This is a genomic window from Kluyvera intermedia (genome assembly GCF_021440345.1).
GTDB lineage: Bacteria > Pseudomonadota > Gammaproteobacteria > Enterobacterales > Enterobacteriaceae > Kluyvera > Kluyvera intermedia_A.
This window is the reverse complement of sequence record NZ_JAKCNS010000061.1, coordinates 17,363-29,704: the sequence shown is the minus strand read 5'-3', so window position 1 is coordinate 29,704 and position 12,342 is coordinate 17,363. Positions and strand designations below refer to the sequence as shown.

The window sequence follows — 12,342 nt, the reverse complement described above, 5'->3', positions numbered from 1 at the left end:
TCTCTTGGTTGCACGGTGGGAGGTTCAGGGGATTTTGGGAGTATATGTCAATAATAAAACGGGAACAGGAGACCCTGTTCCCGCCAATTGGTTTTACTTCGCGATACGCTTGTACTTGATACGTTTTGGCTCTAGCGCATCTGCGCCCAGCGTACGTTTCTTGTACTCTTCGTATTCGGTAAAGTTACCTTCGAAGAATTCCACTTTACCTTCATCCTGGTAGTCCAGAATGTGGGTCGCGATACGGTCAAGGAACCAACGGTCGTGCGAGATAACCATGGCACAGCCTGGGAATTCCAGCAGGGCGTTTTCCAGCGCGCGCAGGGTTTCGATATCCAGGTCGTTGGTTGGTTCATCGAGCAGCAGCATGTTACCGCCAACCTGCAGCAGTTTCGCCAGATGCAGACGACCACGCTCACCACCGGACAGCTCGCCGACGCGTTTGCCCTGATCAACGCCTTTGAAGTTGAAGCGGCCAACGTAGGCGCGGCTTGGCATTTCTGTGTTGCCGATCTTCATGATATCCAGTCCGCCGGAGACTTCTTCCCAAACGGTTTTGCTGTTATCCATTGCGTCACGGAACTGGTCAACGGAGGCTAGCTTCACGGTCTCGCCCAGCGAGATAGTGCCGCTATCAGGCTGTTCCTGACCGGACATCATGCGGAACAGGGTGGATTTACCCGCGCCGTTCGGACCGATGATACCGACGATAGCGCCTTTCGGTACCGAGAAGCTTAAATCGTCGATCAGTACACGATCGCCATAGGATTTACGCAGATTGCTCACTTCAACGACTTTATCGCCCAGGCGTGCGCCTGGTGGAATAAACAGTTCGTTGGTTTCGTTACGCTTCTGGTATTCGGTATTGTTGAGCTCTTCAAAGCGTGCCAGACGGGCTTTGCCCTTAGACTGACGGCCTTTAGCGCCCTGACGTACCCACTCCAGCTCTTTCTCAATAGATTTGCGGCGAGCCGCTTCCTGAGAAGCTTCCTGAGCCAGACGCTGATCTTTCTGCTCCAGCCAGGAGGAGTAGTTGCCTTCCCAAGGAATACCTTCACCGCGGTCCAGTTCGAGGATCCAACCGGCAACGTTATCGAGGAAGTAACGGTCGTGGGTAATCGCCACAACGGTGCCTTCGAAGTCGTGCAGGAAGCGTTCCAGCCATGCCACGGACTCAGCATCCAGGTGGTTAGTTGGTTCATCGAGCAGCAGCATGTCTGGTTTTTCCAGCAGCAGGCGGCACAGCGCTACGCGGCGACGTTCACCACCGGACAGCTTCTCGACTTTTGCATCCCAATCCGGCAAACGCAGGGCATCAGCCGCACGCTCAAGCTGCACGTTCAGGTTGTGACCATCGTGCGCCTGAATAATCTCTTCGAACTTGCCCTGTTGCGCGGCGAGTTTATCGAAGTCGGCATCCGGCTCAGCGTATTTTGCATACACTTCATCCAGGCCTTTCAGTGCGTTAACCACTTCGGCAACCGCTTCTTCAACGGATTCACGAACGGTATGTTCCGGGTTCAGTTTTGGCTCCTGTGGCAGATAACCAATCTTGAGACCCGGCTGTGGGCGAGCTTCGCCTTCGATATCGGTATCGATACCGGCCATAATGCGCAGCAGGGTGGATTTACCGGCGCCATTCAGGCCCAGTACACCGATTTTTGCGCCAGGGAAGAAGCTCAGTGAGATGTTTTTAAGAATATGACGTTTCGGCGGAACAACTTTGCCGACACGATGCATGGTATAAACGAATTGAGCCACGTGGACTTCGCCTCTTTTATAGTGATGAATAGAGTTTTCAAAGGCGAAGTGTAGCTGTTTTCCCCCTTCAAGCCCAGCAGGCAAATTCAGCGGCGCAAATACACCGATAAAACGTAAAAAAGTGTTCATTACGTGGAACATTTAGCCATCAATAGTTAGCATAAATCTATTACGCGGCACGATGCTGCACTGACGTAACGTGACAACGAGGAAGAGCCTGTGGAAACAGCCAAACAATTTACGTGGCGTCTGCTGGCAGCGGGTGTCTGCCTGCTGACCGTCAGTAGCGCGGCCTACGCTGACTCACTGGATCAACAGCGCAGCCGCTATGCGCAAATCAAACAGGCGTGGGATAACCGCCAGATGGATGTGGTTGAGAGCTTAATGCCAACTCTGCGCGACTACCCACTGTATCCCTATCTGGAATATCGTCAGCTTTCCGGCGATCTAATGAATACGCCCGCGCTGGCCGTGACCAACTTTGTGCAGGCGAACCCGACGTTGCCACCTGCCCGGACGCTCAAAAACCGCTTTATCAATGAACTGGCGCGCCGCGAAGACTGGCGTGGCCTGCTGGCCTTTAGCCCGGAAAAGCCGGGCACTGCAGAAACGCAGTGTAACTATTACTACGCCAAATATACCGTGGGTGATGCTCAGGGGGCCTGGGAAGGGGCAAAAGCGCTGTGGCTGAGCGGGCAAAACCGCCCGAATGCCTGCGATAAGTTGTTCAGCGCCTGGCGATCGTCCGGCACCCAGGATCCACTCGCTTATCTGGAGCGCATTCGGCTGGTGATGAAAGCCGGCAATACCGGGCTGGTGAAAGCCCTGGCCTCGCAGATGCCTGCAGAATACCAGACCATGTCTACCGCGATTACCGACCTGGCAAATAATCCCAACAATGTGCTGACCTTTGCCCGCAGCACGGGGGCGACCGATTTTACCCGCCAACTGGCGGCGGTGGCCTTTAGCAGCGTGGCACGCCAGGATGTTGAAAATGCGCGCTTGATGATCCCATCGCTGGTGCAAGCGCAGCAGCTTAACGAAGAGCAGACCCAGGAGCTGCGCGATATTGTCGCCTGGCGCCTGATGGGGTCTGACGTGACCGATGAGCAGGCCCGCTGGCGCGATGATGCGATTATGCGCTCGCAATCGACCTCGCTGGTTGAGCGTCGGGTTCGTATGGCGTTGGGGACTGGCGATCGAACAGGGCTGAACACCTGGCTGGCGCGATTGCCAATGGAAGCGAAAGAGAAAGACGAGTGGCGCTACTGGCAGGCCGATCTGCTGATGGAGCAGGGGCGAGACGACGAGGCACGACAAATTCTACTGTCGCTGATGACGCAGCGCGGGTTCTATCCGATGGTCGCAGCACAACGACTGGGTGAACCCTATACGCTACGTATAGATGAAGCACCGGGCGCAATCGCTTCGACGTTGACCAGCGGCGCGGAAATGGCGCGCGTTCGCGAGTTGATGTACTGGAATCAGGACAATACTGCCCGCAGTGAGTGGGCTAATCTGGTCAGCAGCCGCAGCCAAACCGAGCAGGCGCAGCTGGCGCGCTATGCGTTTGACCAGAACTGGTGGGATCTTAGCGTACAGGCAACGATCGCCGGTAAGCTGTGGGACAACCTGCAGGAACGTTTCCCGCTGGCTTACAAGGATCTGTTTACGCGCTATACCTCGGGTAAAGATGTGCCGCAGAGCTACGCGATGGCCATTGCTCGTCAGGAGAGCGCGTGGAATCCGAAAGTGAAATCACCGGTGGGCGCAAGCGGGCTGATGCAGATTATGCCAGGCACTGCGACCCATACGGTGAAGATGTTTAATCTGCCGGGCTACAGTAATCCAATCCAGTTGTTAGATCCGGAAACCAATATCAATATCGGTACCAGCTATTTGCAGTACGTTTATCAGCAATTTGAAAATAACCGCATCTTTGCTTCGGCAGCGTACAACGCCGGTCCTGGGCGGGTGCGTACCTGGCTTGGCAATAGCGCTGGACGAATTGACGCGGTGGCGTTTATCGAGAGCATCCCGTTCTCGGAAACGCGTGGCTACGTGAAAAACGTGCTGGCTTATGATGCCTATTATCGCCACTTTATGGGGGAGAAAGAGGAGATCCTGACCAGCAATGAGTGGCAACGTCGTTACTGATATTGCAGACCTGTGTTATGCTTGTACTCGCTTAAGAGTACATGCATAACACGGTGGCCTATTATGACCCAACAATCCCCTTATTCAGCTACGGTTGCTGAACAGCGTAACCAGGAGTGGCTTCGCTTTGTGGAGCTTCTGCGTCTGGCGTATACCGACGAGCTTTCTTTGCCTTTGTTGAATTTGATCATGACTCCGGACGAGCGTGAAGCGCTGGGCACGCGTGTGAGAATTATCGAAGAGCTGCTGCGCGGCGAAATGAGCCAGCGCGAGTTGAAAAATGAACTTGGTGCGGGGATCGCGACAATCACTCGCGGCTCTAACAGCTTGAAGTCCGCGCCGGTTGAACTGCGTCAATGGCTTGAAGAAACGTTACCGAAAACGCAGCCATAGGCTGAGGATGCGCGCGGTGTTTTCCGTTGCACTCATCTCGCGTAGCCGGATAAAAAGATTACCTTATCCGGCGTCGAGCTGGGGTTTATGCACGATAGAGGTCATTGTGGAAAGGGCTTAGCGCCAGAACCACAGCCTGATGGTAAACGCTGCTGCGCGTCAGCGCGCCGGCGGTAAATACGCCAATCGCCCCTTCCTTATTGCCAATCTTATCGATACCGGTGTATTTCGACATGACCGGTCCCAGCGCTTCACCTGCGCGAACCTGTTCAAGGATGGCTTCCGGTAATGGCAGCGTAGCGGAACGCGCCTCTCCACGCTGGTCGCGGCTTTCAATCACCACCCAACTGAAGGTTGCACCTTCATCAATTCCCGCTTCAATAGCCACCCAAAAATCAGCTTCAGGCTTTACCTGGCGCGCATTAGCCAGCCGGTTACGCGCGCCAGCACGAGTTTCTTCGCTGCCAAAAGGCTGCTCTGGTACGCCGGTATCAACGGAAATAGCGTCGATATGACAGGATCCTTCACCAAAAATCTGGTCAAATGCGGCAAGAATTGCCTGAATTTTGGCAGGATTGGTGGTAGCTACTATAACTTGATGCATAATCTATACTCGTCGTATTTCATGTTGCAGGTATTTTGGCTGCGTTCGTTCACGCAAATCACCGATTTAAGTCAGCTCATCGTGATTCGCTTGCCTGCCATCTTCCCGTAACGCGAAACTCGCAGAGAATCACAACCCATACAATAAAATGTCATCGCAGTATAACGGATAAAAAACATGTTACAGGTATATCTTGTTCGCCATGGCGAAACGCAGTGGAACGCCGAACGGCGTATTCAAGGCCAGTCCGATAGTCCTCTGACGGCTAAAGGTGAGTTGCAGGCGGTGCAGGTGGGAGAACGCGTGCGTTCCTACGGCATCACCCACGTTATCGCCAGCGATCTGGGCCGTACGCAGCGTACCGCCGAGATCATTGCCGATGCCTGTGGCTGTGGCGTGACGCTGGATGCCCGCCTGCGCGAGCTGGATATGGGTATTCTGGAACAACGTCACCTTGATTCACTGAGCGCGCAGGAAGAAGAGTGGCGTCGGCTGGTGGTTAACGGCACGCCGAACGGGCGTATTCCGGAGGGTGAGTCAATGCAGGAACTCAGCGAACGTATGCGCGCCGGGCTGACCGCTTGCCTTAATCTGCCGGCTGGAAGTCGCCCGCTGCTGGTGAGCCACGGGATTGCCCTAGGCTGTCTGGTGAGTACGATTCTGGGATTGCCTGCGCACGCGGAGCGTCGGTTACGTCTGCGTAACTGCTCAATTTCACGGGTAGATTATCAGGAAAGCCTGTGGCTGGCGCCGGGATGGGTCGTTGAAACGGCAGGGGATATCTCACATCTGGATACCCCTGCATTGGACGAGCTACAGCGTTAACGGCGAATTGGGATCAGGTATTCGCAGCGCAGCATAATCGGCGGCTCCTGATTCCGGGCTTCATCCTGCGGGAAGAAGCGCTCGATATCCTGACCCTTGCGACGGGTCAGGTTGAGCATTGGCATGCAGGTGCCGTAGAGCGTCAGGATAAACTCCTGTAGCCCCGTGCCCAGACCTTCGTAGGTAAACATTACATACTCGCCGCCTTCAAGGGTAACAGGATGAGCATTGTTGATGTGACCGTTTGCCAGCTCTTGCGTCAGCGCGGTGGTATAGAACACTTCCTGCTCGTCATCTTTCTCCTGACTTGGACGCGGCTCATGAAGCCCGTACAGAATCGGCGGAATAGATGGTGAATTGCCGAGGAAGTCGGTCCAGAACTGTACGCGCATCTGCTGGCGGAATTCGGAAATCTCTTCCAGTTTGCAGGTGTAGCTTTGGGTCACGCCCACCAGGTGAGTGGTTGGCTGCGTGACAAATTCGTATTTTGGCATCGTAAACTCGCCCAGACGCAGCGGCGGTCGCATTCCGAATGAACTCCAGTCCGGAGAGCGACGGTACAGCGCAGGCGTCAGCGAGAACTGCTTTTTAAAGGCGCGGGTAAAGGTCTGCTGAGAGTCAAAACGGTATTGCAGCGCGATATCGAGAATCGGGCGTGCTGTCAGGCGTAACGCAACGGCCGATTTGGATAAACGACGGGCACGGATGTAAGCACCAATAGCATGGCCGGTAACGTCTTTGAACATACGTTGCAGGTGCCATTTGGAGTAACCGGCTTTTGCCGCCACATTATCCAGCGATAATGGCTGGTCTAAATGACCTTCCAGCCAAACGAGGAGATCGCGAATAATTCCAGCCTGATCCATATAATACCCTCATCCTTAATGTCTTAGGTGCCTGTTACCAAGGTAGCGGATAATAGCACCTTTTGCTGTTTTAGCATTCAGTGTTTTTTTTATGCATAAGTGCGTTTTTACATTAGGAATGAGGCTGTTTTTTGCAACGCTGTGATCTTTAAACACTTTCCTGTCGGATGTTGAATAGTCACTTAACTCAATAAATGAAAATGGTAACAATATGAAATACAACAAATTAATGGCTGGCCTGTTACTGGGGGCCTTCAGCCTGGGCGTGCATGCGGAGCAGATTGGTTCTGTTGATACGGTTTTCAAAATGTTTGGCCCTGACCACAAAATCGTCGTCGAAGCCTTCGATGACCCGGATGTTAAAAACGTCACCTGCTATATCAGCCGGGCGAAAACCGGCGGTATCAAGGGCGGATTAGGTCTTGCAGAAGATACCTCCGATGCAGCGATTTCCTGTCAGCAGGTAGGGGCGATTGTGCTGACCGATAAAATCAAGAATGGCAAAGCGCAGGGTGAGGTGGTGTTCCAAAAACGGACATCGTTGGTGTTTAAGAAGCTGCAGGTGGTTCGTTTTTATGATGGGAAACGTAACGCGCTGGTGTATCTGACTTATTCCGATAAGGTCGTTGATGGTTCACCGAAGAATGCGATTAGCGCGGTGCCGATTATGCCGTGGGGAGATGAAGCCGGGTCGGCAAAATAAGGGGAAATGAAAACGGCGCTGAAAGCGCCGTTTTTTGTTTTCTTATTCCTGCAGCTCGCCGCAGAAACGATAACCTTCGCCGTGGATCGTGGCGATGATTTCCGGTGTATCCGGCGTGGACTCGAAATGCTTACGGATGCGACGGATGGTCACGTCAACCGTACGGTCGTGTGGCTTCAGCTCACGGCCAGTCATTTTCTTCAGCAGTTCAGCACGGGACTGAATTTTGCCCGGATTTTCGCAGAAGTGCAGCATGGCGCGGAATTCGCTACGCGGCAGCTTGTACTGTTCACCGTTCGGGCTCACCAGAGAGCGGCTATTGATGTCCAGCTCCCAGCCGTTGAACTTGTAGCTTTCTACGCTACGACGTTCTTCACTGACGGTACCCAGATTCATGGTACGAGACAGCAGGTTGCGCGCACGGATGGTCAGTTCACGCGGGTTAAATGGCTTGGTGATGTAATCATCTGCGCCAATTTCCAGACCGAGGATCTTGTCGACTTCATTGTCGCGGCCGGTCAGGAACATCAGGGCGACATTCGCTTGTTCACGCAGTTCGCGCGCCAGCAGAAGGCCGTTTTTCCCCGGCAGGTTGATATCCATGATTACCAGGTTGATATCATTCTCAGACAGGATCTGATGCATTTCCGCGCCATCGGTCGCTTCGAAAACATCGTAGCCTTCTGCTTCGAAAATACTTTTTAACGTGTTGCGTGTTACCAACTCGTCTTCAACGATAAGAATGTGCGGGGTCTGCATGTTTGCTACCTAAATTGCCAACTAAATCGAAACAGGAAGTACCAATAGTCCCTGACCTGCCTAATGCATGTCGAAAATTAACATGATCGGCGTAACATGACTAAAGTACGTAATTGCGTTCTTGATGCACTTTCCATCAACGTCAACAACATCATTAGCTTGGTCGTGGGTACTCTTCCCTCTGGACCCGACAGTGTCAAAAACGGTTGTCATCCTAACCATTTTAACAGCAACATAACAGGCAAAGAGGCACCAGACCGCCAATAAACCTACGCTTCGTTGACATATATCAAGTTCAATTGTAGCACGTTAACAGTTTGGTGAAATCATCACTCTTGAATGATAACGGCTATCACATTTTTTCCACAACTCAAGTAGTTGCACAGGTTAACTGATAAATGTGGTGAATCCAATTATTATTGTTCGATGGTAATGAAAATAGTTCGTATAAACATAGAGATATATGACTTCCATTAACATTCAAAAATGATAGTTTTGGAAGCAATTGATTAGCGCCATTTATATGTTATGAAACGTCATTTCATTGATTTTTGTTGCATTTTTGTAAATTCGCGCTGCGCAATATGTTGAACTACATCACATTATTGCCCGATAACAGTAAATTAAGAGAACTTTAAATGCGCTTATCTATTGTGCTGGTTTCGCCAGCAAGAGCCGAAAATATCGGTGCGGCCGCCCGGGCGATGAAAACCATGGGATTTAACGATCTGCGTATCGTAGACAGCGTTGCGCATCTGGAACCGGCGACCCGCTGGGTCGCGCACGGCTCGGGCGATATTATCGACGGCATCACTACCTATCCGACGCTCGAAGACGCTTTGCACGATGTTGATTTTACCATTGCGACGACTGCTCGTAGCCGCGCTCGCTTCCATTACTACGCCACGCCGCAGGAACTGCTGCCGATGCTGACGGAGAAGTCGCAGTGGATGAATCACGCGGCTCTGGTGTTTGGTCGTGAAGATTCCGGGCTGACCAACGAAGAGCTGGCTCTGGCCGATGTGTTAACAGGTGTACCGATGGTGGCGGATTATCCGTCTCTGAACCTTGGTCAGGCAGTGATGGTCTATTGTTATCAGCTCTCTTCGCTATTACAAACCGCGAACGTCGCGGCAACGGTAGGTGACGAAAATCAACTGATTGCGTTAAGGGCTCGTATCACTGCCTTACTCGAGCGGCTTGAGGTCGCCGGAGATGTAAAACTGGTTGATTGGCTGCAACAGCGTATTGGTTTATTTGAGCACCGCGATACGGCAATGTTGCATCGATTGCTGCATGATATTGAAAAAAAACTGCCAGAGTAAAATTCTGTCATCGTGTTTTCATATGGTGTTATACCCCGGAGTTTTGCTTATCTTATGGCTTTAACGGTGGTTTGTCGGCTCATGCCCGGGCTGATATGAAGTGGTTTCGAAATGTGACGAAGTTAGAAATTAATTGACTTAGCTGGCCGGATACTTTAACCAATAGGGGTATAAGGCACAGACAGCTATTCTCGTCGTCTTTCAAGTTACAGGTGCTGGCTTCGTTGGTTCACCCGAATCGCTTACAAAAGTAAGCTCATCGGAGTTCGTTCGCTTGCCGCCTTTCTGCAACTTGAAACCCACAGAGATATAAATAACAGAGAACACAACATCCATGATTCGCATCAGCAGCATTATGACAATTACGACCACCACTATTACCACAGGTAACGGTGCGGGCTGACGCGTACAGGAAACACAGAAAAAAGCCCGCACCTAAACAGTGCGGGCTTTTTTTTCGACTAAAGATCAAGGGGTCCAAACCATGCGAGTCTTGAAGTTCGGCGGTACATCAGTGGCAAACGCGGAAAGGTTTCTGCGCGTAGCCGACATTCTGGAAAGCAACGCCAGGCAGGGGCAGGTGGCAACCGTGCTCTCTGCCCCGGCAAAAATCACCAACCATCTGGTGGCGATGATTGAAAAAACCATTGGCGGCCAGGATGCGCTGACCAATATTTCTGATGCCGAACGTATTTTTGCTGAACTGCTCTCCGGGCTCGCCGACGCCCAGCCTGGTTTCCCGCATGCTGAACTGAAAGCCGCCGTTGACCTCGAATTTTCCCAGATTAAACATATTCTTCACGGCATCAGCCTGCTGGGGCAGTGCCCGGATAGCGTCAACGCGGGCCTGATCTGTCGTGGCGAAAAGCTCTCTATCGCCATTATGGCGGGGCTGCTGAGCGCGCGTGGTCACAATGTCACGGTGATTAATCCGGTTGAAAAGCTGTTGGCCGTCGGCCACTACCTTGAATCTACCGTCGATATTGCAGAATCTACCCGCCGCATCGTGGCAAGCCAGATCCCTTCTGACCATATGGTGCTGATGGCGGGCTTTACCGCAGGCAACGAAAAAGGTGAGCTGGTGGTGCTGGGGCGTAACGGCTCCGATTACTCTGCTGCCGTACTGGCGGCCTGTTTACGCGCCGATTGCTGTGAAATCTGGACCGACGTTGATGGCGTGTATACCTGCGACCCGCGTCAGGTACCCGATGCCCGCCTGCTGAAAAGCATGTCTTACCAGGAAGCGATGGAGCTTTCCTACTTCGGCGCCAAAGTGCTGCACCCGCGTACCATTGCACCGATTGCCCAGTTCCAGATCCCTTGTCTGATTAAAAACACCGGCAACCCGCAGGCTCCGGGTACGCTTATCGGTGCCAGCCGCGATGAAGATGATTTGCCGGTCAAAGGCATCTCTAACCTCAACAACATGGCGATGTTCAACGTCTCCGGCCCTGGGATGAAAGGCATGGTCGGCATGGCCGCCCGCGTCTTTGCGACCATGTCGCGCGCCGGGATTTCGGTGGTGCTGATCACCCAATCTTCTTCCGAATACAGCATCAGTTTCTGCGTACCGCAGAGCGACTGTGCGCGGGCGAAAAAGGCGATGGAAGATGAGTTCTATCTGGAGCTGAAAGAAGAATTGCTGGAGCCGCTGTCGATCATGGAGCGCCTGGCGATCATCTCGGTGGTTGGTGATGGTATGCGCACTCTGCGCGGCATCTCGGCAAAATTCTTTGCCGCGCTGGCTCGCGCCAATATCAACATCGTTGCGATTGCCCAGGGCTCTTCTGAGCGCTCTATCTCGGTGGTTGTGAGTAACGATGATGCGGTAACCGGCGTGCGCGTCACGCATCAGATGCTGTTCAACACCGACCAGGTGATTGAAGTGTTCCTGATCGGCGTCGGTGGTGTTGGCGGTGCGCTGTTGGATCAAATCAAACGCCAGCAGGCATGGCTGAAGAAAAAGCATATCGACCTGCGCGTTTGCGGCGTGGCGAACTCCCGTGCGCTGCTGACCAGCGTACACGGGCTGAATCTGGAAAACTGGCAGGCGGAGCTGGCGGAAGCCAAAGAGCCGTTTAATCTCGGGCGCTTAATCCGTCTGGTTAAAGAGTATCACCTGCTGAACCCGGTGATCGTCGATTGCACCTCCAATCAAACCGTGGCTGACCAGTACGCCGACTTCCTGCGTGAAGGTTTCCACGTGGTGACGCCAAACAAAAAGGCCAACACCTCGTCGATGGATTACTACCATCAGCTGCGTCATGCCGCTGGCCAGTCGCGCCGCAAATTCCTCTACGATACCAACGTGGGGGCTGGGCTGCCGGTGATTGAGAACCTGCAAAACCTGCTGAACGCAGGCGATGAACTGCAGCACTTCTCCGGTATTCTCTCTGGCTCACTGTCGTTTATCTTCGGCAAGCTCGATGAAGGCATGAGCCTGTCGGAGGCGACGAAAATTGCGCGTGACATGGGCTATACCGAACCGGATCCGCGTGATGACCTGTCGGGCATGGATGTGGCGCGTAAGCTGCTGATCCTGGCGCGTGAAACCGGGCGTAGTCTTGAGCTGAGTGATATCGTGGTGGAATCGGTGCTGCCGGAAAGCTTTGACGCCTCTGGCGATACTGAAAGCTTTATGGCGCGTCTGCCGCAGCTGGACGATGAGTTCGCTGCCCGTGTGGCGAAAGCGCGTGATGAAGGCAAAGTACTGCGTTATGTTGGCAACATTGAAGAAGACGGCGTTTGCCGGGTGAAAATTGCCACGGTTGACGGCAATGACCCGCTGTACAAAGTGAAGAACGGCGAAAACGCCCTGGCGTTCTATAGCCACTATTATCAGCCGCTGCCGCTCGTGCTGCGCGGCTATGGCGCAGGTAACGATGTTACGGCGGCAGGGGTATTTGCCGATCTTCTGCGCACGCTTTCATGGAAGTTAGGAGTTTAAAC

Annotated in this window: 11 protein-coding genes, 1 pseudogene and 1 other annotated feature; of the genes and pseudogenes, 8 read left to right on the top strand and 4 right to left on the bottom strand. The window is 53.1% G+C overall.

Features of this window, described 5'->3' with window-relative positions; translation table 11 throughout:
• Positions 1-93: 93 nt before the first annotated feature.
• A complete protein-coding gene (gene ettA / locus LZ634_RS17075) occupies positions 94-1,761 on the bottom strand; it encodes an energy-dependent translational throttle protein EttA (protein WP_234507385.1) in 1,668 nt (555 codons plus the stop codon).
• 219 nt (positions 1,762-1,980) lie between these two features.
• On the opposite strand from ettA, the gene sltY reads away from it, so the two are divergent.
• A complete protein-coding gene (gene sltY / locus LZ634_RS17070; RefSeq protein WP_234507383.1) occupies positions 1,981-3,918 on the top strand; it encodes a murein transglycosylase in 1,938 nt (645 codons plus the stop codon).
• Between the two features lie 63 nt (positions 3,919-3,981).
• Entirely contained in the window at positions 3,982-4,311 is a 330-nt protein-coding gene (gene trpR / locus LZ634_RS17065; RefSeq protein ID WP_052283158.1) for a trp operon repressor, read from the top strand.
• Positions 4,312-4,396: 85 nt separating this feature from the next.
• Here the strand turns inward: trpR and yjjX are convergent, their stop codons facing one another.
• Complete coding sequence (yjjX, locus tag LZ634_RS17060) at positions 4,397-4,915, bottom strand: inosine/xanthosine triphosphatase (RefSeq protein WP_234507381.1); 519 nt, start codon at positions 4,913-4,915, stop codon at positions 4,397-4,399.
• Positions 4,916-5,092: 177 nt separating this feature from the next.
• Here yjjX and gpmB point away from each other — a divergent pair, with 177 nt between their 5' ends.
• A complete protein-coding gene (gene gpmB, locus LZ634_RS17055) occupies positions 5,093-5,740 on the top strand; it encodes a 2,3-diphosphoglycerate-dependent phosphoglycerate mutase GpmB (protein WP_234507379.1) in 648 nt (215 codons plus the stop codon).
• Here the strand turns inward: gpmB and robA are convergent.
• Positions 5,737-6,606, bottom strand: a complete 870-nt coding sequence (gene robA / locus LZ634_RS17050) for an MDR efflux pump AcrAB transcriptional activator RobA (RefSeq protein WP_234507377.1) — start codon at positions 6,604-6,606, stop codon at positions 5,737-5,739. The genes gpmB and robA overlap by 4 nt on opposite strands.
• A 211-nt stretch (positions 6,607-6,817) precedes the next feature.
• On the opposite strand from robA, the gene creA reads away from it, so the two are divergent.
• The gene (creA, locus tag LZ634_RS17045; RefSeq protein ID WP_234507375.1) at positions 6,818-7,309 is read left to right on the top strand and encodes a protein CreA; all 492 of its coding nucleotides are present in this window, start codon (positions 6,818-6,820) and stop codon (positions 7,307-7,309) included.
• Positions 7,310-7,351: 42 nt separating this feature from the next.
• Here the strand turns inward: creA and arcA are convergent, their stop codons facing one another.
• Positions 7,352-8,068 (bottom strand): two-component system response regulator ArcA, encoded by a 717-nt coding sequence (arcA, locus tag LZ634_RS17040; RefSeq protein ID WP_015966004.1) that lies wholly within the window; start codon positions 8,066-8,068, stop codon positions 7,352-7,354.
• Positions 8,069-8,164: 96 nt separating this feature from the next.
• Between arcA and yjjY the strand changes: the two are divergent.
• The 4 genes and pseudogenes from yjjY (at position 8,165) to thrA (ending at position 12,340) form a co-directional block, all read left to right on the top strand.
• Positions 8,165-8,306 (top strand): annotated as a pseudogene (gene yjjY, locus LZ634_RS17035) (protein YjjY).
• Positions 8,307-8,706: 400 nt separating this feature from the next.
• Positions 8,707-9,393, top strand: coding sequence for a tRNA/rRNA methyltransferase (locus LZ634_RS17030; RefSeq protein WP_234507374.1), 687 nt, complete (start codon positions 8,707-8,709; stop codon positions 9,391-9,393).
• A gap of 334 nt (positions 9,394-9,727) precedes the next feature.
• Positions 9,728-9,796, top strand: coding sequence for a thr operon leader peptide (thrL, locus tag LZ634_RS22765; RefSeq protein ID WP_072129079.1), 69 nt, complete (start codon positions 9,728-9,730; stop codon positions 9,794-9,796).
• Positions 9,735-9,852, top strand: a sequence feature (Thr leader region). (Overlaps the previous gene by 62 nt.)
• A 25-nt stretch (positions 9,853-9,877) precedes the next feature.
• Positions 9,878-12,340 carry a bifunctional aspartate kinase/homoserine dehydrogenase I gene (thrA, locus tag LZ634_RS17025; RefSeq protein WP_234507372.1) on the top strand — a complete coding sequence of 821 codons (2,463 nt, stop codon included), beginning with the start codon at positions 9,878-9,880 and terminating at the stop codon, positions 12,338-12,340.
• The last annotated feature ends 2 nt before the right edge of the window (positions 12,341-12,342 follow it).

Coding starts and splice junctions, on each gene's coding strand:
- gpmB (WP_234507379.1), top strand. CDS start 5,093: ATGTTACAGGTATATCTTGTTCGCCATGGCGAAACGCAGTGGAACGCC.
- thrA (WP_234507372.1), top strand. CDS start 9,878: ATGCGAGTCTTGAAGTTCGGCGGTACATCAGTGGCAAACGCGGAAAGG.
- creA (WP_234507375.1), top strand. CDS start 6,818: ATGAAATACAACAAATTAATGGCTGGCCTGTTACTGGGGGCCTTCAGC.
- arcA (WP_015966004.1), bottom strand. CDS start 8,068: ATGCAGACCCCGCACATTCTTATCGTTGAAGACGAGTTGGTAACACGC.
- yjjX (WP_234507381.1), bottom strand. CDS start 4,915: ATGCATCAAGTTATAGTAGCTACCACCAATCCTGCCAAAATTCAGGCA.
- LZ634_RS17030 (WP_234507374.1), top strand. CDS start 8,707: ATGCGCTTATCTATTGTGCTGGTTTCGCCAGCAAGAGCCGAAAATATC.
- trpR (WP_052283158.1), top strand. CDS start 3,982: ATGACCCAACAATCCCCTTATTCAGCTACGGTTGCTGAACAGCGTAAC.
- robA (WP_234507377.1), bottom strand. CDS start 6,606: ATGGATCAGGCTGGAATTATTCGCGATCTCCTCGTTTGGCTGGAAGGT.